Origin of the sequence: Silvibacterium dinghuense (genome assembly GCF_004123295.1) — a bacterium.
Lineage (GTDB): Bacteria > Acidobacteriota > Terriglobia > Terriglobales > Acidobacteriaceae > Silvibacterium > Silvibacterium dinghuense.
This window is the reverse complement of record NZ_SDMK01000001.1, coordinates 522,424-547,689: the sequence shown is the minus strand read 5'-3', so window position 1 is coordinate 547,689 and position 25,266 is coordinate 522,424. Positions and strand designations below refer to the sequence as shown.

Genomic DNA, 25,266 nt, shown 5'->3' with positions numbered 1-25,266 from the left:
GACGAGACACGAGTCGCGTACGAGTCTCACCCGGGCCAGAAACACAAGACAAAAACAGGAGTTCTTAACCGGACTCTGATGTTAAGGGCGCTCGATAGTTGAGATCGCAACTGCTGACTGCTTGCGGGCATGCTTCTTATAGAAGATTTGCAAGGTAACAATTACGTGTCGATAGGGTAGATATTGCGTGAGCAATGTAAGTATTGCGAGCCGGTGCCAGTATGGTGCGGTATATCCCTGGAATCTGTTGGGCCGCGCGGTTTTTCGCTGTTACTTATCCTTGCTGCGTTGATCTGTCGATGTAAAATCGCACAAACCTAGTAAGAGTCCCGCTGTCCCTCACCACTTTTTGGAGTAAGGAAATGACTACATTGATACGCTATAGGACACGTGTATTTTGTGTTCTGTTCTCGCTTTTGTTTGCTTTTGTGGTGAGTGCGGCAAAGAATTTGCACGCTCAGACCACTGGACCCGCGGTCACGATGACGGACACGGCGGTCATCGGCAACAACGCCCGACCCGGTCTGAATCTAGGTCAGCCGTCGGCAAGTTACCCTTACTTCAAGAACTATTTTGCGTATTCGAATCCCGGCTTTGAGCCGATGATCCAGCAGCAGATACTTCAGTTCCAGTCTCCGCAATCCGTCTCCTCGCAGACCAGCTTTCAGTGGAATGTCAACAACACCCAATATGTAAGCTACGACGCAAATCAATGGGCTGGTGCGACATTTAATGTCGTTCAAGGATCGTATGCCAGCGGAACCTCGGACCCATCCCTGGGTTGCACGGGTACGGTAGCGTCAAGCACGAACCAATCGGCCGCGGGTCCGGTCTTCGTCATCAACTCCACGACCAACCAGGGATCAAGCGGATGCGCCGGGAGCCTCGGTGTGCCTGGGCAGGTGATTATTATTTCTACGAATAATCAGATGTCCAACGTGTATCCAACGCCGGCCAGCGTCTGGGCCACCGGCAGTAATGGATCGTCATTCACTCCCACCCTGAGTGGTGGCGCTACGCTGACTTCTGAGACGACGGACCTGTGCTCCACGTGCGGACAGCAGTCTTTGCTGATGACCATTCCATCTGGCGGCAGCGTCAACCTCGTGGCTGCTACCGGTCTGAATATGCCCAGCGAGAAGACCATTACTCTCAATGGCAATTACACGGTATCTTTCTGGGCTAAGTCCAATGCATCTACTCCGCCCAAGGTGTTAGTCACAGCTACACCCCGTTCGGGATCGGCTTGCACCCAGACTTATAGCGGGACAACAAGTCCAGCTATCACTTCGCAGTGGGCGCAGTATAGCTTCACCTGCAATTTCTCGGAGTCGCCAAGCGAGGGAGGACCCTACCCGTTTGCGCTCACGATTTTGGCGAGCCCGGTGAACAGCACGGCGACCAGCCTTGAGTTCGACAATATCAGCTTTACGAATAACGCCGACACGAATCCAACCGTCTACACCGATGCTTTTGTAAGTGCTCTCCAGTCCTGGTGCCAGTCTTCGGCTAACACTACGGGACCGGCCTGCACCTTGCGCTATGGCCCGTCTCCCGATTCCGAGACGATGTCGAACTGGGTAAAGCCGCAGTTTGAGCATCAGCCATCGATCGAAACGATGACGGCTATTTCCACCGCTTACAGCACCAATAAGACCGGTATCTATGACTTCCTGAATCTGTGCGCGTATGTGGGAGCCACGCCGGTTCTGATCTTCCCCATTACAACCACGACCGCGGATGTGCAGAACCTTGTAGATTTTCTCGAAGGTCCAACTTCCACCACCTATGGAGATATCCGCGCCAGTCTCGGCCAGACGACACCCTGGCTTGGAGCTTCCGGCTCACCGTTCTCAACCATCTATCTGGAATTCGGCAACGAGAACTGGAATGGAGTGTTCCTGGGGCATGCCCTTGGTTACAACACTTCTTCGAGCACCTTGTATGAGGATTACCAGATTCGTGCCGGAGCCGTATTTGCCGCAGCCCGTGCCCGCCAGTCGAGTGAGGGATACAGCCAGACTGCAACGAAGTGGGTCATGGGTTTTCAGACGGCATCGACCGGTGACAGCGGAGCGGCCTCTGCAGCAAAGGCGGACGTTGCGGAAATCAATGGTTATACGGCCGGCAGCATTGGCTCGGTCAGCACGCAGGGTTGCCTGACCTCAGGTTCCACCAACGCTACTTGCTCGCTTTATGGTCCTACGCTCACCGAGCCATATTCGAATACACACGATACGAACTCGACGAGCGGCTTCGATCTCTCCGTCTCGCGCTTGCAGCAGGAAACAGGCTGTGGACCGAGCGGCAATGCGCAATGCCAGGTCATGGTCTATGAAGAGAACACCAGCCCGTTCAATGCCAGCACGGCCGGACCATTTACGCAGGCCGTCTCCGATTCCTTTGTCGAAGCCGGATTTCAGGGCGTCGTCGCAGCGGATCAGATGGGCGAAAATGACGCGGCAGGAATCATCAACCAGAATGAATACCAGGCCCTGCAGTACTACTACGGCGAAAGTGGCGTAAACGTACATATGTGGGGATCGATGATCGATATCGGTGGGGACTGCTCGGTTCAGAATAGCGGGCTGTTTGGCGGTAATTACTGCCCACGCCCGCAGATGCTGGGAGCCCAAGTCTATAACTGGTGCAAGATCGGACCGATGGTGCAGACGTCATGGTCCTCGAATCCGACTTATAACCTTCCGGCAAACAGTAACACGGTCAACGCGATTAGTAATGTTCCCGTGCTGCGCAGCTATGCATTTGCGCAGGGGAATCAGCGCTGCATGGTGATTGTGAATACCGATGTTTATAGTCCTTATAGTGTCAGCTTCTCTGGAACAAATGCTCCAGGCAGCGATGTAACGACCTATCAATTTGCTCCAACTTCATTGGCGGAGTCGAATGAGGTCGCTGCTCTTGGTACGACGAGCACAACCGAGGCTCCGATGTCCAACACGACTGCATCCGGTGTGAGCGTTACTTCCGGCTATACGCTGCCTGCGCATAGCGTAACGGCATTCAAGTGGACAGTCTCTGCATCGGAGACTGCGGCGGCCACGCCGACCTTCGGCGTTGCGGCTGGTACCTACACCAGCTCGCAATCGGTCACAATCGCGGATGCGACCTCGGGTGCGACGATCTACTACACCACCGATGGTTCCACTCCGACGACCTCCTCGACGAAGTACTCGGGTGCGCTTACGGTAAGTTCGTCGGAGACGATCTCGGCCATTGCAGTCGCTTCCGGCTATACCAACAGCGCCGTCGCAACAGCGGCCTACACGATTGAGACTGCGGCAGCGGTGCCGACCTTCAGCATTGCGGCTGGCACGTACACGAGTTCGCAGACTGTGACAATTGCGGATGCGACCTCGGGTGCGGCGATCTACTACACCACCAATGGTTCGACGCCGACGACCTCCTCGGCGAAGTACTCGGGCGCGATCACGGTGAGCTCGACAGAAACGCTCTCTGCGATTGCAGTCGCTTCTGGCTATACCAATAGCTCGGTGGCGACGGCCGCGTACACGATCGAATCCGCAGCGGCAACGCCGGTCTTCAGCGTAGCGGCCGGGACGTATGCGAGTTCGCAGACCGTGACAATTGCGGATGCGACCTCGGGGGCGGTGATCTACTACACCACGAACGGTGCAACTCCGACGACCTCCTCGGCGAAGTACTCGGGTGCGCTCACGGTAAACTCGACGGAGACGATCTCTGCGATCGCAGTCGCTTCGGGCTATACCAATAGCTCTGTGGCGACGGCGGCTTACACCATTGAGACTCCTGCGGCGACGCCGGTCTTCAGCGTTGCAACCGGTACGTACACGGGCTCGCAGACGGTAACGATTGCAGATGCGACCTCGGGTGCGGTGATTTACTACACCACGAACGGCGCAACTCCGACGATCTCCTCGACGAAGTACTCGGGTGCGCTCACGGTGAGCTCTACGGAGACGATCTCTGCGATCGCAGTGGCTTCGGGCTATACCAACAGCGCGGTGGCGGCAGCGACGTATACGATCAACGCTGCGTCAGCTGCGACAACAGGAGCGGCCACGGGGGCTACCACTTCCGGTATCAACTTCGGAAGCGGCTTCGCCGGCTCCAAGGGCGTGCTGGCTCTGAATGGCAGCACCGTGCTGAATGGTTCCAAGCTGCAGTTGACGAGTTCGGGTCAATACGAGTCCGGAACGGCCTGGTATGTGACGAAGGTGAATGTGCAGTCCTTTACTACGGACTTCACCTTCCAGCTGCTCAACCCGGTGGCGGATGGATTCACCTTCGCTATCCAGAACAACAGCACGACGACGGTGGGAGCTTCTGCCGGCTGCCTTGGCTATGGCTGGATGACGAAGAGCGTGGCTGTGAAGTTCGATCTGTTCAACGACGAGGGAGAGGGTCCGGATTCCACCGGCCTCTATAAGAATGGCGCGCAGCCGATCATTCCCGCAATTGATATGACTTCCAGCAAGGTCAACCTTCACAGTGGCGACACGATGCACGCGCATCTTGTCTATAACGGCACCACCCTGACGATGACGCTCACGGATACCGTTACGAAGGCTGTCTTCACCACCAGCTTTACTGTGAATATTCCGGCTACCGTCGGAAGCAATACGGCTTATGTCGGATTTACAGGTGGAACAGGCTATATGTCAGCAACTCAGGACATTCTTACCTGGACCTATAGCAACTAACGGTCGGGTCCCGACGTGAGCCGGGACCTGCCACACTCAACTCTTGCTGCACGAGAATCATTGTGTGGTTACCTGCCCTCAGGCTTGTCCATGAGTACTTCCTGTGGACCGGTCTGGGGGCTCAATTCTTTGGTAATACCTTTCTCTTTGCTCATCCGTTTCTAGGCTGCGGGGCTGCCGCGACTTCCTTGCTCTGCTGATGGGCGAATGCTACACTCCATCCAGTTCCGACGTGAGCCACCAAGGTTTCAGCTCTCCCCTATGTCGGTTTTTGCCGAAGCGACAATGTGTGTGAGCCTCTGATCTTCGATATGGATCAGCAGGAACACTTCCGTGCGAACTCAGCGTGTGTGCGTCCTGGCAGGGAATTGCAGGAGACAGCTCGAGCTCGCATCGACGATGTAGCCGCTCCGTGCGATGACAGGTTGCCGTATTAGATAAGACTGGCTGCAGGTTCGACGGTATGCAAGAGGCGGATCGACCACTGACACTCACATCGAAAGCTATCTCCGGGGCCGGACCGATCGTGCCTCGCGCTATCCTGTTCATCGCTGTGGCGGTTTCGCTGGTGCTGATGGCATCGGTGTATCGCAATCTCAGTCCAACCTGGGATGAACCGTCGCATATCGGAAATGGTCTTGCGTGGCTGACACCACCGCATCATCTGATTGATCCTGTCGATCCGCCTGTCGGACGTGTTTCGGCGGCCGTCGGCCCCTGGTTATCCGGCGCCCGCGCGCTCGATCTGCCCAACCCCTACGATGTCGGAAATATCGCGCTTCGGGAGAGCGGCCATTACTGGCGAACCTTGACGCTGGCCCGTCTCGGCATTCTGCCGTGGTACCTGCTCGCCGTGTATCTCGTCTGGAGCATGACGAAGCGCTGGCTTGGGGAGTGGCCGGCGCTGGCAGCGGCTCTGCTCTTTCTTTTCTGTCCACCGGTCCTGGCGAATGCCACCATCGCAACCACCGAGATGCCATTCATGGCAGCATTTCTGCTGGCTATCGATCGCATCTGGAGAGCCTTGCAGGAGCCGGAGTGGCGAAACTATGCCTGGGCCGGGTTCGGCGTCGGGCTGGCCTGTGGAGCGAAGCTGTCAGGAGTGCCGTTCTGTTTGCTTTGCGCACTGGTGATGGTTGCCTGGCACGGATGGACGAAGCGGAAGCTGCCGCGCATCTCAGCCGTTGCCTTCGCTGCTCTCATCATGTTTCTGACCATCTGGGGCATCTATCGTTTTCAGGTTGGTCCGCTGGCGACCAACCCCGCCAGCCATATTCATGTCCAGCGCCTGGCAGCGAAGACAGGGCCGCTTGCTCCTGTGGTGATGGGTGCAGTCGATCACATCCCGGCATATCAGTTCATTCAGGGAATTCGTGTTGCGCGGGGATTCACCAAGCATCCGCCTCAGGGCTATCTCTTCGGAGAGGTCTACACGCACGGCAGGTGGTATTTCTTTTTCTTCATGCTGCTGGCCAAGACTCCGATCCCGCTGCTGATCTTTGGACTTGCAGGCTTGTGGCTCGCCCTGCGCAGAGGCATGGCGCGCACCGATCCTTTTGTGATCGTGCCCCTGGCCGGTTTTTTTGTTCCCATGCTGGTGGCGACGGTCTCGCACGTACATCTCGGCATCCGGCACGTGCTGGTCGTCTATGCATTTCTCGCCATGTTGAGTGGGCTTGCCGTGCAAAGGCTCTATGCGATGCGCAGCGGTGTTTCGACATCTTTCAGGGCAGGTGCGGTAGGGCTACTGATGGCCGCGAATGTTCTGGCCTGTGTGGTGGCCGCGCCGGATTTTCTTGCGTGGTACAACGAAGCGGCGGCTCCCTGGGCTACACTCATCCACGTAGACAGCGATTATGACTGGGGACAGGACCTGGAGCGATTGAGCAGGACGCTCGAAACCCTGCCGGTGAAGCACATCTGGATCTCCTATAGCGGTTCGGTGGAATTGAACCAGTTTCATTTGCCGCCGTGGGAGCCATTGCCGGCTGGTATTCCCGAAAAGGGATGGATCGCGATCAGCGAAACAAACCTGCGTACGCAGCCTCAGGCCTTCGGCTGGCTCAAGTCTTATCAGCCGGTGGCCATCGCGGGTAAGACGATTCGGATCTACCATATCGAGTAGCACTGGCGCGCCATGCGGTTTGCTGCCAGTCTTCCCGATTTGAGTTTAGCTGCCCCATTCTCCGGCCCTCACCGAAGAAATAACCTTGCATTTGCGAAAGCACAATGGTGATGTCTGACGGCGCACCAAAGTGACGATCTTCTTCCGGAGCGCTTTCAATTACCATTTGATTTGCCTGGTAAGTTGAAATTCCTTAACGGCAGGATGAACTTGCGACGGCATAAGACAAGATGAAAATTGATAACGACATAGCCCCCATTCCCACCGAAGAAGACGAGGGGTTACAACTTCGTGCCGTTCGCTCTCTGGAGAAGAAGGCGGTCAAGGGCACTTATTTCGTTACCGTTGCCTACGGTCTCTCGCTTTCACTAAGACTGGTCAGCAGCATCGTTCTCAGCAGATTGTTCGCGCCTGAGCTGTTTGGCGTCCTGGCTCTGGTTACGACGTTCATTGTTGGACTGAATCTGTTTTCTCACATCGGGCTGGAAGCGAGCATCATCCAGAATCCGCGCGGAGATGAACCGGAATTTCTGAACACTGCCTGGACGATTCAGGTGATTCGCGGCCTTGGCGTGTTTCTGCTGACCATTCCAATGGCCTGGCCGGTCGCTCACTTTTACCACGAGCCCCGTATGATCTGGCTGCTGCCGGCGCTGGGCTTCGGGAGTGCCATTGCCGGATTCACCTCGCCCAGCATGATGACGTTGGCGCGGCATCTGGGGGTGGGCAGGCTTTCGTTGAATGAACTGCTTCAGCAGGTCATTCAGTTCGCGGTAACACTCATCTGGGCACTCTATCAGCCGAGTCTGATTGCACTGGTCGCGGGAAGAATTGTTTCCGAGCTGATCCGTATGCTGGTCAGCTATTGGATGCTTCCGGAGATTCGTCCCCGTTTCGCCTGGGAGAAGTCGGCGGTCCACGAACTCATCACCTTCGGCCGCTGGATCCTGATTGGAACCGCGCTGACCTTTCTGGCGCTGCAGTCGGACCGTCTTATCCTTGGCAAGCTGGTGACCTTCAGTGCGCTGGGAGTGTACGGAATCGCCTTTTCTCTCTCCGATATTCCACGGCAGATTATTCTGCAGTTCTGCAGCCGGGTGGGTTTTCCTTTTATTGCCAAGTTCAGTGACCGTCCACGGCCCGAGTATCGTACTATCCTGCGCAAGTACCGGTTGCCGGTCCTGGCTGCCGGAGCCCTGCTGCTGATCGTAGTGATCTGCTCCGGGGATCTCTTCATCGTGCATGTCTATGACAAGCGTTACCATGGCGCCGCCTGGATGATTGGCATTCTGGCGATCGGACTATGGCACACGCTGCTTTACAGCACTGCCTACCCGGCGGTGCTGTCGCTGCAAAAATCCCATTACAACGCGTTTGCTTACCTTGTGTATTGCATCACGCTGTTCGTCGCGTTGCCGTTGGGATATCACTGGTTCGGGATGGTAGGTGCAGTTGTGGCTGTTGCCTTTAGCGACCTGCCGGTCTACTTCGTCACACTCTTCAGTGCGCACCGTGAGGGAGTCGGCCTGCTCAGTCAGGATGTCGGTATGACGCTGGCCTTTCTGGCTTCGCTGACATTGGCCCTGCTGCTGAGATCGTCGATCGGACTCTCGCTTCCTTTTGCGCATATCCCCTGGTGAGGCTTCCGCAGCGCAGGTCGTAAGCCTGAAGAGAAAGAAACGACATCGGCCCGGCGTCATATTTATGACGCCGGGCCGATGTCGTTGAGCGGTAGTGGATGACTCGCAGGTTAGCGGGATTTTGGGTAGCGGACTTCAGTCGGCAGTTGCTGGCGATAGAGCGGTGCAAATTCAGCCAGCTTTTTTGAGAAGCCGCCCTTGGGCAGTGCCCTCTGCAGGCCCTCGCATGCACTGAGCACGCTGCCCAGGGAGCGCAGATAGACACGCTTGATCGTACGGTTGAGGGGATTTTTCATCACCGCGGGATCGCAGCACTGGTCAATGAATCCCGGCCAGTTCGAGCGGTACATCATATTGGTGCACACGGAGATCGAAGGGTTGAGCGCGCGCGCAGCATGCCACCACGCAGAGGGAATCAGGATCGCGTCACCGGGATAGACCGTGCCGCGATATTGCGTTGCCTTGGCGAAGAGCGGGTATTTCGTGAGGTCTGCCTGGTCCGGATTCTCGATCTGCGAGGTGTGGTCCGAGTTCTCGAACGGATACATGTACTTCGTATCTTCGGGCGGAAAGAGGATGAATTCCTTGTCGCCGTAGATTTCGGTGATCATGGCATGCGAGTTATCCGTATCGTAGTGCATGAGCGGAAACTTGCCGCCGGCGCCCCCGATGAGCAGCTTGAGGAATCCATCCGGGCGCTGGAAACGGCTGGGCATGAGTGCGCCCGCATAGCGGCGCGGGAAGGCATAGGTGCTGTCCGGCGAGAGATCCTCGAGCAGCTCCGGCATATCGCGATAGATCAGCACCTTGTGCAGATAGGGACCGGGCTTTTCAGGCGTGGATGCGAGGATGGCGTCGATCAGCTCATTCATGGGCATCTTCGTCTGGTAGGAGACGTTGACGATCATGGAGCCAAAACGATCCTTGAAGAACTGCGGCGTCCAGGTCCGCATGGCATTCCACTGCGGTGCGGCGCCGGAGATGATGACCGGAAGGTTGCGATCGAGATATTCGGTGACGAAGCGCTCGTAGGGCAGATCGCTTGCGGTGCGGCGCTCGATGGCGCGGTAAGAAAGTTGAGGGGAAGTGCTCGGGGGATCGGCAACGAACATTGTGTTCATGCTCTGTCTCCAATGTTTCCGGCTGGTGAGCCGGATGAGGGCCAGTGGTAGTGCTGAAGCGACCATGCGCCCTGTTCGACGGCCAGGGCTCCTACATGTGCGGAGCCGGGGTGAAGATCTTCCATCTGCCAGCGTGAGGTCTCGTGCTCGTCCCACTGGCAGTGCAGAAGGGATGCACGCTCGCCGAGGCTGACCGCGAATTGGTCGAGAGGCAGAGAGAGTCCCTCGCCGCGGGCCTTTACGTAGGCTTCCTTGCGCGTCCAGCAGCGCAGGAAGGCAAGATCGCGATGACTTTTCGGTTCTTCCTGCAAGGCAGTTACTTCGCGAGGCGAGAAGTACATGGCCGCGATAGCTTCACGGTCTTCGACGGGGCGCAGAATTTCGACATCCACGCCGATCTCGGCGTCGAGACATACGGCCAGCAATGTCATGCCCTTCGTATGCGAGAGGTTGAAGCGCAGTCGGCAGTCAGGCCAGGCGATGCGTGGTTTGCCCTGCTGGTTCTCAACAAAGGTTAGTCGCTGCGGATCACTGTCGAGATATCCGGCCAGCAGCAGCCGTAGACGCGCATGATCGGCCATGTAGCGCGCGGAAAGTTCCGGGAAGCGAAAGCGCTGCGCACGCTCCCTCTCTGCCGGGCTCAGGAGTGGGTAAAAAGAATGTGCCTCGGTAGTCTCGGGCGGCAGCGCCCAGACATGAATCTCTCCTGCTGTGAGCGGCGGAGTCATGCTCCGCGCCGTGCCATGCGTCGCCTCGCGCAGCGAGAGGGGTTCGGTATGGGAGAGCATCAGGGGCATGGTCTTCAGGCCTGGTTCTGCGCAGCTTTTTCGATGCGCTCTACGAGCATGCGGCCAACAATGCTCAGGTTCGGTTCGCGGAACATCGATTCGTGGTTTCCTGGAGCCCAGACCACTTCCACGCCGCCTGCGACAATCTGTGACCAGCCACAGGTAGGATCGGCGCCGGGAACCACCTGCGATTCTGTCGCCCGCATCAGCGTCATGCGGCAGGGGAACGGCTCTGCCTTGTACTTGGCCACGGCATTGAGCGTGTCCAGGCTGATGTTGTGCATGAAGTCCGGCAGGCGAAAATCGAACTGCTGTGAGAGCCAGCGCATCGTTGCCCAATGCCGGAGATAGAGTGTGTCGCGCATGCCCTTAAGCTTGTGCGTCGAAGCATTCCACAGGTACTGCGCGCGCTGGTTGCGTGGCAGTTTGCGCATGCGGCTGGCGTGGTAGGCATACTTCCAGCGCTGGCGCGTGAGCCAGCCGGCGCGGCCTTCCGTCGCCTGCTGTGCCGCGAGCTCCTCGGCATAACCGGGACGCCAGGAATCGAAGAGCACCATGAACGCGACCTGCTGACCGGCGGCCATCAGGTGACGGGCTACCTCGACAGTGAGCGGACCGGCCGCGCACCAGCCGCCGATAAAGTATGGTCCCTCAGGCTGCACGGCGCGGATGGCCTCGGCGTAGGAGCGTACGCGCTGCTCCATGGTGATCTGTCCTTCGTTATCGAGCTCGCGCAGTCCATAGAACGGATACTCGCGTCCCATCACTGAAGGAAGACCGGCATAGAGCAGATACGAGTGAATCAGGAAGAACGGCGGCCGGTTTCCTGTGGTCTGCACCGGCACCAGCGCGGAATACGCCTTGCGGCCGCGCAGAATCTCGGCCAGCTGTTCCACGGTGGGCGCGTTGAAGATGGTGGTGATCGGCAGCGAGGTTCCGAAGCCCTTGTTGATGCGTGCAAACAGGCGCACGATCATGAGCGAATAACCGCCCAGGCTGAAGAAGCTCGTCCGGGTGCCGATGTTCGGAACGCCCAGCACCTCTTCCCATATCGCAACCAGCTTCGCTTCGAGCTCGTCAGCCGGAGGAACAAAGCTTTCGCAGGCAGAGCGGTTGCTGAGCGTGCGATCGGGGCGCGGCAGAAGCGCCAGATTCGGCGAGCCGTCTGGCCGGCAGAAAATCTCCGGCACAGAGACGATCTCGGTTCGGGAGAGATGCTGCGGCGCAGTTGCGCGCAGATGAGTTGCAGCTCGCTCGCGGTCCGGCTCTTTGCCGTCAAATCCTGCAAGGTACGTGACCAGCTCGGGAGCGCCGTGCGGTCCATTCTGAACAGAGGCGCGTGCTGCCGATACATCGGGCAGCTCCATCAGGCGATCTTCGAGCTCGCCGAGATGTACCCGGTAGCCGCTGATGCGAATCGTGCGGGTCGCCGCGCCGATCACTGCGATGCCGCCGTTTTGGAACTGTGCCGTGTAGCCGGTTCCGGTCCAATCCGAATCGCTGGACTGCCGGAAGCAGAGCTCCCCGTGCACGCCTTCGATGGCCTGTTTTCCAAAGCGGTCACGAACGCTCAACTCATTGCCTGGCAGCGGAGCAACCGGCCACGAGGTATCGAGGGTGTCGGGCGAAAGCGGGGCCAGGCCCAGCGGTCCACCTGCGTGGGCCGAGGAAAGCAGCGACCAGGTGCGGCCGAGTGTAGCAATCTCGGTTGCGACGGATTGCGGCAGACGCCCGCCTCGGGAGATGATTTGCAGCCCCTGCGGTGCTTTCCAGCCGGAATGCTGTAGCCGTAACCAGACCGAGGGCGATGCGATGACGGCTTGGAGCGGCGTGCCGGTGATGCTCCTGCCCAGAGCTGGTGCGTCACCGGCCGCCAGGTAGCGGATACCGGCGCCGCGCAACAGCGGCAGCATCAGGTCGCTCCAGCTGCCCACTGCCGTATCGGATGGCACTACGCCGACCAGAGATTCTGTTTCGAGATCGAGCCGGGTTGCCGCTGCCGAGCATTGTTCGAGCACCCGGGCGTGCGTAGATGTTGTCACCTGATAGTGCTCATTCGAGCCGATGTCGAGAATGCATACCGCGGCATCTCCCGGCTCCGGATTCGGCAGAGAGGTATGGGGCGCTGAAGCCTTGCGGAGCTGTTCGATGCTTAGCGTCTGATTCACGGTGCGTGCAAAGCTGGCAGAGGCCAGGGCCGCGGCAGGTTCCAGCTCCGCAAGGATGCGATTCCACTCTTCCGTCGTGGCGGTTGCCGGAACTGGCAGCACACTGGCGCGGATGCGCAGAATCGCCAGTGCGGCAGCGGCGGCCTCCGCGCTGGCTTCCATACGCAGGGCTACGGTCTGGCCTTGCGTGATGCCGCGCGCCGCGAGTGCAGCTGCCAGCCGCAGGCTCTCGGCATGCAGAGCCTTCCACGATGTCGATTGCAATCCGGTGCTGATCGCTACGGCATCCGCCAGCGAAACCGCAAGGCGGTCAAAGTGTTCGGTGAGCGATGAGGCTGCGGGAGCGGTCTGTGCATAGCTTCGGCTGGTTTCGACGAGAGCAATCTCATGCTGGGGCGCAAGCAGCGGCAGCGCGGAGACACGCAGGCTACTGTCGGTGCAGACCGCATCGATGCAGCGGATGAAGGCTGCAATGAAGCGCCGGACGCGCTCGGGGGTGAAGAGATCGGTGTTGTATTCGATCTGGACGCGCGGTCCTTCCGCGCGTTCGACCACGCTGACCAGCATGTCGAAGTTCACGCCGCCGCTGACCGAGGGACGGGGAATGATCTTCAGCCCTTCGCCTGCCTGATGCGGCTGCATGAAGGCCCGTTGATAGACGAAGTAAACCTGAAGAAATTGCGAGGTCGCGCCGGTCAGCTCGAGCTGGAACTCCTCCATGATGCGCGAGAAAGGCAGATCCTGGTGTGCATAGGCCTCGCCGCTCCACACGATAACCCGATCGAGCAGCTCCTTGAAGGTTGGGTTCTGCTCCACGCTGGCGAGAATCACCTGCGGGTTCGCAAACCGGCCCACCACATCTTCCATGCCCGGTTGCGTGCGGTTGGCAATGCTCGAGCCGAGCAGGAATGCATCCTGCCCGGTATAGCGCGCGAGCAGCCCCTCCAGAGTCGCCAGCAGCACCTGGTGCATGGTGGCGTCATGGTTGCGGCAGAAGGTCTTGATGCGGGCGTTGAGCTCGGGAGAAATCAGCTCTGACTCGATGTGTCCTGGGCCGTCCTTATGTGCCGAGCGGGGGAAATCCGTCGGCAGGTCGAGCGCCGGCACATTACGGCGGATCTGTTCTTTCCAGAAGACAAGCGCCTTCTCTGCGTCCTCGGTCTCAAGCCAGCCCTTTTGCCATTCGGTGAAGTCGGCGAACTGGAAGGGCAGATCGTTGAGCTCCGGAGCACGGCCTGCGCTGAGCGCGGCGTAGAACTCGGCGAAGTCGCGCACCAGCACGCCATTCGACCAGCCGTCGCAGACGCTGTGATGCATCGTGAAGGCCAGGAAATGCTGGGTATCGCTGACGTGCACGAGCCGCGTCAGGAAGACCGGGCCTGCTGCGAGGTCGATACGCACGTGGCTATGCGCAAGAATGGACTGCTCGGCGGCAGCCATGCGCCTGTGTTCCGGCAGGTTGCGCAGGTCGTCGATCTGGAAGCTGAACTTCGGCTGTTCTGCGATCACCTGCAGCAGATCGCCATGGACCATGCGGAAGGTGGTGCGCAGCGCCTCGTGGCGGGCGGTCAGTTCGCGAATCGCCTGTTCCGCGATCGCGTCGTCTACTTGGCCCTCCAGCCGGAAGGCGATGGCCATGTTCGAGGCGGTGGACTCAGGGTCCACCTGGTCGAGAATCCAGTACCGGTGCTGTTCGAGACTGGCCGGGAAGACATAGACGTCTTCGCTGGCCTCAAACACCTCTGTTTCCGTTCCGGATGGTTCCATGCCCTTCTCGCCCTGCCGTATATCCGTTTCTCTTTCCGTCGAAATCATCTCTGCCATAGGGTCTCGTGTCTACTCCTACTGCAGCGATGTGAGTTTTTGGCGGCGTTGGGCGCGGGGAATGGCCTGGATGCCTCCAGCCTTTCTCGCTCCGGCTTCTGCTCCTGTCTCCTGCAATTCCGCCACAGGAATGTGCTCGCAGATGGCCGCAATGGTCTTGTACTGGAAGAAGTCGCGCGCTGTCACGGCTAATCCGCCCTGGTTCGCCATGGTCGTCATGCGGAAGATGAGCAGCGAATCGCCGCCCACTTCAAAGATGCTGTCTTCCACGCTCACCTGCTCGAGGCCGAGAGCCTTCTGCCAGATATCGGCCAGCGTCTGCTCCTGTGGACTGCGCGGGGCGACGATGGAGCGGCGGCGGAGCATCTGTTCGGCTACCGGAGCCGGCAGCGCGCGGCGGTCGACCTTGCCGTTGAGCGTGCGCGGGAAGCTCTCGAGGAGCATGATGGCCGCCGGGCGCATGTATTCCGGCAGCTGTTCTTCGAGAAGCTGCCGCAGCTGCTGCGTCAGCTCCGCCGCTTCGGGCGAGCCGGCTGCGGTGCTCGCAGCTGGGACCACATAGGCCACCAGCCGCTTGTCGCCAGGCAGGTCGTTCGGAGAAACCCAGTCCGTGCGCACGGCAACGACTGCCGACTTGACCTTCGGCGACTGCTCGAGCGCGTACTCGATCTCGCCCAGCTCGATGCGGTAGCCGCGAATCTTGACCTGCGTATCGGCGCGTCCGAAGAACTCGATGGTGCCGTCCGGGCGATAACGTGCCAGATCGCCTGTACGGTACAAACGGACAGTTACTCTCCCTGGGAGAGTGTGCTCGAGGAACTTCGCCGCTGTCTGCTCCGGAGCGTTCAGATAGCCTTGTGCCAGGCCATCCCCGGCTGCATAGAGCTCGCCCACCACACCCACCGGCACCGGGTTCAAGCGGCCGTCGAGGATGTAGACGTGGGTATTGCTGATCGGCCGGCCGATGGGCACATTCCCCTGCGATACGCTCTCGAGCGTGATCGGATGGCAGCAGGTGAAGGTGGTGTTCTCGGTCGGGCCGTAGCCGTTGATCAGCCGGAGATGCGGCAATTCGGTGAGCACGCGGCGCACATGGGTGAGCGAGAGCGAGTCGCCTCCGGCCAGCAGCTGGCGCAGCGGACGCAGGATCTCGATGTACTCGGTGACGATGAGGTGGAAGAGCGCAGCGGTGAGCCACAGCGTGGTGACGCCGTTGGCGGCAATCACCCGGCCGATGTCCTCCGGCGTCACGCGCTCGCCGGTCGCAACGACCAGCTTCGCGCCATTCAGCAGCGCGCCCCAGATTTCGAAGGTTGAGGCATCGAAGGAGAGCGGCGCCAGCTGCAGGAAGACTTCATCGGCGCGGAAGCTGGCGAAGCTGTTGTTGAGCACCAGCCGTGTGACCGCCCGCTGTGGCACCAGCACTCCCTTGGGGTTGCCGGTCGAGCCCGAGGTGTACATCACATAGGCCAGATCGTCGGCTGTGCCTTCGTGGCCGAGGTTCTGTGTCTCTTCGAGCGCGATAGCCGGCCAGTCCGTATCGAGCTGGATCACCTGCACATTGAGTTCCGGCAGCTTCGCGGCTGTAGCGCGGTTGGTCAACAGAACCGGGGCCGAGGAATCTTCGATGAGGAACCGGATGCGTGGTGCAGGATAGCTGGGATCGATCGGCACATAGGCCGCACCGGTCTTGAGTACAGCAAGCAGGCTGACGATCACTTCCGCGGAGCGTGGCAGGCTCATGGCCACGCGTGTGCCCGACTTCACGCCGGAGCGCAGCAGGAAGTGCGCCACCTGGTTGGCCTGCTCGTTCAGCTCGGCGTAGGTAAAGCTGTGCTGATCGCTGACCACGGCAATCGCATCCGGCGTCTTCAGCACCTGCTGTTCGAAAAGGCGGTGAATCGCGGTGTGGCGTGGATACCCCGTCGCCGTGTGGTTCCAGTCGATGAGAATCTGCTGTTGCTGCGCGGCCGTGAGGAGCGAAATGTCGGCCGAGGGGAGCGACGGGTCTGCGATGAAGGCGCCGAGGATCGCTTCCAGATGCCCGAACCAGCGGGCAATCGTCGTTTCGTCGAAGAGGTCGGTGTTGTAGTCGCACTCCAGCCAGATTTCGCCACCGCGATCGACAAAATTGAAGAAGACGTCCATGTTCACGAACGCCTTGGGATTGCCGAAGACGTCCACAGTGAGGCCGTCGAAGCCGAGCTGCGTGCCCACCTGCTCCACGTTGACCTGGAACTCGATCAGCGGCAGGCGCGAGGGATCGGAGGGAATCTTCAACCGGCGCAGCAGGGTGCCGTAGGTGTAGTCCTGGTGGTCATAGGCATCGAGCAGCGTCGAGCGCGTCTTCTTCACAAACTGTGCGAAGGGCTGATCGGCGGCGAAGTGGCTGCGGATAGGCAGGAAGTTGACGCCGTGGGCGATCAGCGTGCCGCCGTTCTCCGCCTTCGACTGCCCGGCCATGGGAATGCCGAGCACGATATCGTCCTGCTCGGTGAGCCGGTGAATGAGCAGCGCGGTGGATGCCAGCAGCGTGGCGAAGAGCGTGCTGCCCTGCTTCGCTCCGGCTTTGCGGACATTCGTTGTCAGCTCAGAGGGAATGACGAAGCGCTTGCTGGTGCCGCGGTTGGTCCGCAGTGCTGCGCGCGGCCGGTCGGTGGGCAGCTGCAGCGGAGAAGGAATGGTCTCGAACTGGCTCAACCAGAAGGCTTCGGCGGTATTTTGCGTCGCGTTGCGGCGGGCATATTCGCTGAAGCGCAACGCCGGGGCAAGTGCGGGCGCGCGGCCGGTGAGACGCGCGTTGTAGAGCTCGCTCAGCTCGCTGTAGAAGACGTTGGTCGACCAGCCGTCGAAGATGATGTGGTGCGCGGTGAGCACGAAGCGGTGCTCAGTGTCATTCAGCTTGATCAGCCGCGTGCGGAAGAGCGGTCCCTGCGAGAGATCGAAGGGCGTCGAAGCCTCATCGCGAATGAGCTCGGCAATCGCCGCAGGCTGTTCGGAGGCAGGCAATGCGCTCAGGTCTTCTTCGAGCAGCGGCAGCACGGCATCGGTCGAGATAATCGCCTTTTCGGTCGCAAGATCGATGTGCAGGCGCAGCGATTCGTGCCGCTTTACCAGGTCGTTGAGCGCGGCCGTGAAAGCGGCAAGATTCAGGCCGCCCTTCAGTACCAGCGAAGTGGACTCATTGAAGGCGCAATTGGCCTCGTGTCCGAGCTGTGTGCCCAGGAGAATCTCCCGCTGCTCTTCCGTGATTGGAACAGGGGAGACAGGGGCAATCGGGGTCTCGGTCGCAGATTCCTCGCCTGCGTGCGCGATCGGCTCAGCGGTTACGGTTGCCGCAACCGCCGGGGAAGCATCTGCGACGGCGGCCAGAGACAAGGTGGATGCAGTGCCCGGGAGTGCCTGCCCGTCGCGCATTTCTTCGAGGCTGGCGCGGAAGGCCTTGCGCACGAAGTCGAAATCTTCGTCCGTGTGCGCCGTGGTCAGGAAGCAGGGGAAGCCTTCCTGGATATGCAGGCCCTTCTCGCGCAGATGGAAGTGCAGCATGCGGCTGAGGAAGGGTTCGGTGGCTACCGGCAGATAGAACCACGAGGAATAGGTTTCGATCGCCGAGGGATGCGAGAACTCGGTGAACAGCGTGCGCAGATCGTTCACCAGTGCCGAGGTCTTCTTCTCCACGCCTTCCTGCAGAGCAGGGCCGGCGGACTTCAGATGCTCGAGGCTTGCGCGCACCGCGGCCATCGCCAGCGGATGGCGCATGAAGGTGCCGGCGTAGAAGGTCACGCCCGTCTCCGGGAACGATGCATCGCCATACTGCCATGGGCCGCCATCGAGGGCGTTCATGAACTCGGGCCGTCCGGCGAGAACACCCACCGGAAGTCCTCCGGCGACGACCTTGCCATAGGTGGCCAGATCGGCCTTGATGCCGAAGACCGCCTGCAGTCCGCCCGGATGGGTGCGGAAACCGGTGACAACTTCGTCGAAGATCAGCGCTGCGCCCGACTGCTCGGTGATGCGGCGCACTTCGCGCAGGAACTCGACCGGACGCAGCTCGGGATGGCGGCTCTGGATCGGCTCGACCAGCACGGCGGCAATCTCGTCGGCGCGCTGACGGATAATCTCCAGTGCCTCGTCCGAACCGTAGTCAAGAACCAGCATGTTGGCGACGCTCTCGCGCGGAATGCCGGGTGCGATGGGTACGGTACGCTTGCCGGCCGCCTTGACAAGCACTTCGTCGAAGCTGCCGTGATAGTCGCCGCCGAAGACGACGACAAGATTCCGTCCGGTCACGGTGCGGGCCAGGCGCATTGCGCCCATCACGGCCTCGGAACCGGTGTTGCAGAAGGTCACACGCTCCATGCCCGTCAGCTCGCGTACCAGCTCCGAGCAGATGCCGGCCAGCTCCGTCTGCGGACCAATGGGGAAGCCCAGCTCCATCTGGTTGCGCACGGCTTCGAGCAGCCAGTCCGGCGAGTGGCCGTAGAGAATCGCACCGTAGCCGTTCAGAATGTCGATATAGCGGTTGCCGTTCTTGTCCCACAGGTACGCGCCCTTGGCGCGATCGACGACCAGCGGATAAATCAGTTCCTTAATCTGCTGATGGAAGCCCGAAACCACGCGGCCATCGGCAAAGGAAGAGCGATGCGCCTGCGTGAATTCCTTCGACGCTGCTGTGCGCTCGGTATAGCGGGTGACCAGCTTGTCGAGATAGGCACGCTGCGTCGCATTCAAACCCGTGTCGGTGCCGCGCTGAATCGGTTTGAAGGGAACGAAGACCGGCTTCTGCGGTGCTGCTTCGGCTTCAGGTGCAGTGATTTTGGCCGCAACCGTCTGCGGGGCAGTATGGGAGGCTGATGCCGCTGTAGCCACGGGTGCGGGGATTGCAGTCGGGGCTGCACCGGCGAGCGCGGCGATCTGCTGCTGGAAGAGATGCGAGAGCGCCTGTGTTTGCGCGGCAAAGAGCGCCTGCAATCCGGAGGCGTCGGAGGGCAGCGAGGCCGCAGGCGCAACCACCGGGATCGAGGCAGGAATCGCAGAAGTGAGCGGAGCAGCAGCGGACGTTGCAGCTGGAGTCGCAACCGGTGCGGCAGGCCGCAGCTCAGGCGCAACGCTCGCCTCCAGATGCGCCACCAGCGCATCGATCGTCGAGTAGTCCTCCATGAGCTGACGGAAGGTCAGCTTCACCTTGTACTTCTGCTGAATGGATTGCGTCAGCTGCGTGAGGAAAAGCGAATCGAAGCCGAGCTCGAAGAAGGAGGCGCTGGTATCGGCGCCGGCGAGCTCTACGCCGGAGAGATCGGAGATGAGCGCGGTGAGCGCATCGAGCATGGGACTGGCAGAGGAAGCGTGCATAGGAGGAACCTCAGGGGGTACAGCCGGAATAGCGCTGCCGACTTCGTACGAGGCGGGTCTCTGTGGACCCTGTGCCTGCGGCTGCGGGGACTGATTGGAGGATGAACTGCGCGTGGGAGCGACCCAGAATGGCTTGCGCTCAAAAGGATAGGTAGGCAGCAGCGTGCGATGCCGCTGCTCGCCGTCATGAAGCTTTGTCCAGGCGGGCGCCACGCCTGTGAGCCACAGACGCCCAAGCGCCGACTGCATCGCGGCTTCACCGCGAATGCCGTCCTTGAGTCCGGCTTGTGAAGCGATAACGGCGTGATTGCCGGCGGTGCCGATGACCTGCCGCATGAGCTGCACCAGCGTCTCCGCCGGGCCGATTTCAAGGAAGATACGTTCCGGCGTCTTCGCCGCTTCGGCAATCGCATCGGCAAAGCGAACTGTGCTTCGCAGCTGACGTGTCCAGTAGGACGGATCGGCGACATGGGCCTCGGTGAGCTGGCCACCGTGCACGGTAGAGATGACCGGAATCCTGGGCGCCGAGAAAGGAATGCCGCGCAGGAATTCAGCAAAGGGTTCGAGCGCCGCATCAACCATGCGGCTGTGAAAGGCATGCGAGGTGACCAGCCGACGATGCACGATGCTGTTCCCGTCGGGCTGGGGCTCGTCGAGCTTCGCGGCAAAGGCTGCGATGGCTTCATCTGTGCCTGAAACGACGCAAAGCTGCGGGCCATTCACGGCGGCCAGGTCGAGCGTCTTGCCCATCAGCGAGCGCACGCGCTCCTCGGAAGCACGGACCGACAGCATGCTGCCGTGCGGCATCTGCTGCATCAGGCGGCTGCGCACGGCAATCATCTTCAGCGCATCGTCGAGCGAGACTGCGCCGGAGAGGCAGAGCGCCACGTACTCGCCCACGCTGTGGCCCACCATGGCTGCGGGCTCGATGCCCCATGAAAGCCACAGCTGCGCCAGAGCATATTCCACGGCAAAGATCGCCGGCTGCGCGCGCTCCGTCTGGTTCAGCCGCGCTGCTGCTTCCGGCGTCTCTTCCGCCGGATAGATAACGTCGATCAGCCGCTCGCCGAGCAGAGATTCCAGCTTGTGGCTGCACGCTTCGAGCGCTGCGCGGAAGACAGGCTCCGTTTCATAGAGGCCGCGCGCCATGTTCAACGTCTGCACGCCCTGGCCGGGGAAGCAGAAGACCACGCCCGGCCGGTCGAGCCTGCGCTCGCCTGTGAGCACGCGCTTGCTGGAGGTGTCCTTGGATGCGGCCACGGGGCTCAATGCGGCGATGGCATCTTCGACTGACGAGGCCACCAACGCGGCGCGATGTTCGAAGCGGCTGCGTCCGGCCTGCAGTGTCCACGCTGCGTCCGCAAGGTTCGCCTCGGGATGATTTGTGAAATACTCCGCCAGGTTGGCACGCATGGCCTCGAGCGCCGTCGGCGTCTTCGCCGACCACACCAGCAGCTGATCGCGCTGGCCCGTGCTCGATGCCGGAAGCTCCGGCGCCTCTTCCACGATCACGTGGGCATTCGTGCCGCCAATGCCGAAAGCGCTCACACCCGCGCGTAACGGAAGATTTTCGGGATTCCAGACACAATCCTCCTTCGCGATGACGAAAGGGGACCCCTCGAGTTCGAGGTTCGGATTCGGCGCCTCGTAGTGCAGCAGCTTCGGGATGCGGCGGTTCTCGATCTGGAGCACCGTCTTGATTAATCCAGTCGCGCCGGCGGCTACGTCGAGATGGCCGACATTCGACTTCGCCGTGCCGATTGAGCAGAAGGCGCGCGCCTGGGTCTTTTTGCGGAAGGCTTTGGTCAGTGCTGCGACTTCAATCGGATCGCCAAGCGGGGTCGCGGTGCCGTGCGCCTCGATGTAGGTGATGGTCTCGGGATCGACGCCGGCCATGGCCTGCGCGCGGGCAATCACTTCGCTCTGGCCTTCGATCCCCGGAGCGGTGTAGCCGACCTTCGCCGCGCCGTCGTTGTTGATGGCGAAGCCGCGAATCACAGCCAGCACCTGATCGCCTTCGGCGACCGCATCGCTCAGTCGCTTGAGCAGCACCACGCCCGCACCGTGGCCAAAGATCGTGCCGCTGGCCTTGGCGTCGAAGGGACGGCAGTGGCCGTCGAGCGAAGCCAGTCCACCTTCTTGCGGAAGGTAGCCACGGTGCAGCGGGAAGGTGATCGAGACTGCGCCGGCCAGCGCCATGTCGCATCCGCCGGTCATCAGGCTCTGGCACGCCTGGCTTACAGCGACGAGCGAGGTCGAGCAGGCCGTCTGCACGGCGATGCTCGGCCCTTTGAGATTGAGCTTGTAGCTGATGCGCGTGGGCAGGAAGTCCTTATCGTTGCCCAGCATCGTCGTGTAGTTGCCGGTCTGGTAGTCGCCGGTAAAGTTTTCGAGGAACTCGCGTCCGCTGGCGAGGTTCTGCATGAAGTAGGTGTTCATGCTGCAGCCGGCAAAGACGCCGACCGCTCCGGGAGCCTGCGCCGGATCGTAGCCTGCGCGCTCGAGCACCTCCCAGGCACACTCGAGGAAGATGCGATGCTGCGGGTCGGTCTGCTCGGCTTCCTTCGGATACATGCCGAAGAAGCCGGCATCGAAACCCTTCACATCACGTAGCAGCGGCTTGGCCGCAACATACGGAGCGAGCGATTCGCCCTGGGGAACGGGGCTTTCGATTTCATTCGGGTCGAAGAAGGTAATCGATTCGACGCCGTTGCAGAGGTTCTGCCAGAACTCTTCAACCGAGTCCGCGCCAGGGAATCGCCCGGTCATGCCAATGATGGCAATGGCGTGGTCTTGAACCGGGGCAGGAGCGTTTTCCGCAGAGTCGTTCTGGATGGTTGCGCCCTGCGAGCCATCCGAGGTACGGGTGGCCAGAGTCTCTGCCAGGTAGGTGGACATGGCGCGCACTGTGGTGTGCGCGAAGACCGCGGAGGTGGGCAGCTGCGTTGCAAAGGTCTGGTTCAGTTTCGAGAGCAGACGCGTAGCCAGCAGGGAGGTGCCGCCGAGGTCGAAGAAGTTCTCTTCGCGGCCTACCTCCGGCAGTCCCAGCATCTGCTGCCATAGCTCCGCCACTGCATCCTCGATCGCGCGCGGGTCGCGCGGCCGTATGGGGATGAGGCGGGAACTTCCCTGATCGTCGAATGGATTTGCCATAAGAACGGAGCCGAACGAAGCATGGCTGGATCGCAGCCGATGTCACAAAGCTTACTTGGATGTAAGGCGGTACGCCTTCCCACGAAGGGGGTAGCGCAACCGCCAGTTAGTCACTCAATTACGCCTGTTAGTCACTTAGGCGCTAGTTACTCTCGCTGCTGAATCCGACGGTTTCCTCGCGGCTCGAGGCGGTTGAGGCCGGCTCGAAGCCGCCCATCGGCGTCGCAGGAGATACCCGCTGCGGACGCCAGCGTTGGCCGGCCTCCTGAATGCGGGTTTCGGATTCCTTCAGGTCTTCCCGGATGTTGTCTTCGAGGCGCACCAGGCGCACCTTATTGATGACGGCCGCAGCACCGCCCACATCCAGCCTCTCCATCAAGCGTGCGGCGCGGTGGATACGGCGGCGCGTGGTGCGTCCAGCCTCCGAGACCAGGATGGTCACATCGGCGCAGCGGGCAAGATACTCGCTCTCCGCGGAAAGAAGAATTGGAGCGGCGTCGATCAGGATGACCTCGTATTCCTTCGAAAGATCCTGGAACGCCTGGACTACGTAGCCGGAAAGCGGCGCCGCCTGGCTGGGCACCAGCTCATTCCATAGCCGTGAGGTTTGTATCTTGCCATCGACGCTGCCAGGAGTCTCGGCATCCGCAGGGGCCGTTGTCGAGGAAGAGCTGGCACCGCGTCCGAGTGTGACATAGGCTACCGGCGCAGTGTGACCGGAGGCATCGATGGAGATCGTCTTGCGTCCCAGCCGCGCGAGCGCGCTGCCCAGGTTCTCGACGATCGAAGTGGTGCCGACGCCGGAGTTCACCCCGGTGAAGACAAAGGTGCGAGCTCCGGCCGAGCGGATCGAGTGGTCGATGCCCGCGGCCAGACGCAGAACACATTCGTCATAGACTCTCTGAGTCACATCGCTGTCATTCAGCAGCATGCCGATAGGAGCGAAGCCGAGCGTGCTCTCGAGATCGCCGCCGTTATAGACATGCGGATCGAGGAGATCGCAGAGGACTGCCGTCAGCACTCCGAGCAGGATGGCCGCCGGGAAGAGAACCGGCAGCATCTTCTTCTTCTTGCTCGGCATTGGGCCGAGGGGCGGCAGTGCGGGTTCGAAGACATGGACCGGTCCCGGGGAGGTGCTCTCCAGCTCCAAGTCTCCGATGCGGTTGTCGACCTCGGTATAGCGGGCCTGCAGGCTGGTGATCTCGGTGCCGAGCTCCTGGGCGCGCTGCAGCTTCGGCGCCGCGGAGCTGGCCGCGTTGGTGGCGCTCTGCATGTCGCTCATCAGCTTGGTTTCGATCTCGGTGGTGCGCGCGACTTCTGCGGCGGCCTTCTGGCGCAGGTGCTGGGCGGCCTGCTGGCGCAGCTGGTTTTGCATGTTCTGGAGCGATTGGTTAATCTGCGCCAGCTGCGCCTCGGTGGCTTTGCGGTCGGGGTTCAGCGGCGTCTCACCGGCCAGCTTGTCGATCAGCGCGGCGCGCTTCTGCGCCAGGGTGCTCTTGAGCGATGTCAGTCCCGGGTCACTCTGGATCAGATCGTCCGCAGCGGCATCGAGGGTCGCGTTCGGTGCGCTGCTGTCCCCATTTTCAAGGGCGCTGAGCTGGGCCTGGGCGGCAATACGGTTGTCGCGCGCCGTGACCAGCGTGCTGAGCCGTGCGCTGATCTGGCTGTCGTATGGATTCGCACCCTGGCCGGTATTCGCCATGCCCAGCGAACTGGTGATCGAAGCCTGTTCCTGGAGTTTCGCATCCAGATCTTTCCGGATCTGGCTGCGGGTTTCGCGCAGCGTGGCCAGGCGTTCGTCGCGGCCGTAAAACTGCTCGTTCTTGCTGGTCTCGGTAAAGGCGTTTCCGACCGCGTTGACGACCTCGGCAAGATGCTTCGGGTTATAGCCGTCGAGCGTGACCCCGATTTCGTAGGACTCCCCGATGCGCTTGGCTTCGAGGATATGCTGCAGGCGCTCTACAGCCGACTGCTCGGTCTCACCGGGCTGTCTCCAGGTGCCGATCGGCAGGGTATTGATGGCCTGGGCGAGCACGCTGTAGTTGTAGATCGCCTGTACCTTCTCCTGGATATAGGAGTCATAGGAATACTGCTGCTCCTGGTCGGTATGCAGCGTGGCAGGAAAGGTGGGCGAGACGTAGAGCACGCTCGATACTTCGTACATCGGCCTGCCGCGCAGCAGAAAGGCCAGCCCGAGCCCCAGAGTAAGCAGCGCCACGACCGAAGCCGTGACTGGATGCAGGCGCAGGCTGCGCAGGACATTGATGCGCAACATGGGGCCTTTGGAGGCAGGGCGAAGCGGCTGCTGGGGAGCAACCGGGGCGCTGCGGGGTTCGGCAGGATTGACCGGGGTGATGTACATGGATATCGGTCCCTTGATCCTATTCCC

Annotated in this window: 8 protein-coding genes; 3 read left to right on the top strand and 5 right to left on the bottom strand. The window is 60.8% G+C overall.

From position 1 onward, the window contains the following. The first annotated feature begins 482 nt into the window (after window positions 1-482). From ESZ00_RS02075 to ESZ00_RS02065, 3 genes are all read left to right on the top strand, one after another. Window positions 483-4,706 (top strand): chitobiase/beta-hexosaminidase C-terminal domain-containing protein, encoded by a 4,224-nt coding sequence (locus ESZ00_RS02075; RefSeq protein ID WP_164981302.1) that lies wholly within the window; start codon window positions 483-485, stop codon window positions 4,704-4,706. Window positions 4,707-5,232: 526 nt separating this feature from the next. Next, the gene (locus ESZ00_RS02070) at window positions 5,233-6,831 is read left to right on the top strand and encodes an ArnT family glycosyltransferase (protein WP_164981301.1); all 1,599 of its coding nucleotides are present in this window, start codon (window positions 5,233-5,235) and stop codon (window positions 6,829-6,831) included. A gap of 230 nt (window positions 6,832-7,061) precedes the next feature. Next, on the top strand, window positions 7,062-8,471 hold the full coding sequence (locus ESZ00_RS02065; RefSeq protein ID WP_129206534.1) for an oligosaccharide flippase family protein: 1,410 nt from the start codon (window positions 7,062-7,064) through the stop codon (window positions 8,469-8,471). Between the two features lie 110 nt (window positions 8,472-8,581). Here the strand turns inward: ESZ00_RS02065 and ESZ00_RS02060 are convergent, their stop codons facing one another. The 5 genes from ESZ00_RS02060 to ESZ00_RS02040 form a co-directional block, all read right to left on the bottom strand. Further along, window positions 8,582-9,592, bottom strand: coding sequence for a cupin-like domain-containing protein (locus ESZ00_RS02060; protein WP_164981300.1), 1,011 nt, complete (start codon window positions 9,590-9,592; stop codon window positions 8,582-8,584). Continuing rightward, entirely contained in the window at window positions 9,589-10,389 is an 801-nt protein-coding gene (locus ESZ00_RS02055) for a 4'-phosphopantetheinyl transferase family protein (RefSeq protein WP_129206531.1), read from the bottom strand. The genes ESZ00_RS02060 and ESZ00_RS02055 overlap by 4 nt, the downstream gene beginning before the upstream one ends. Window positions 10,390-10,394: 5 nt before the next feature. Continuing rightward, window positions 10,395-14,372 carry a condensation domain-containing protein gene (locus ESZ00_RS02050; RefSeq protein WP_129206529.1) on the bottom strand — a complete coding sequence of 1,326 codons (3,978 nt, stop codon included), beginning with the start codon at window positions 14,370-14,372 and terminating at the stop codon, window positions 10,395-10,397. 18 nt (window positions 14,373-14,390) lie between these two features. Beyond that, complete coding sequence (locus tag ESZ00_RS02045) at window positions 14,391-22,877, bottom strand: non-ribosomal peptide synthetase/type I polyketide synthase (protein WP_129206527.1); 8,487 nt, start codon at window positions 22,875-22,877, stop codon at window positions 14,391-14,393. 142 nt (window positions 22,878-23,019) lie between these two features. Then, on the bottom strand, window positions 23,020-25,239 hold the full coding sequence (locus ESZ00_RS02040; protein WP_129206526.1) for a GumC family protein: 2,220 nt from the start codon (window positions 25,237-25,239) through the stop codon (window positions 23,020-23,022). Window positions 25,240-25,266 lie beyond the last annotated feature (27 nt).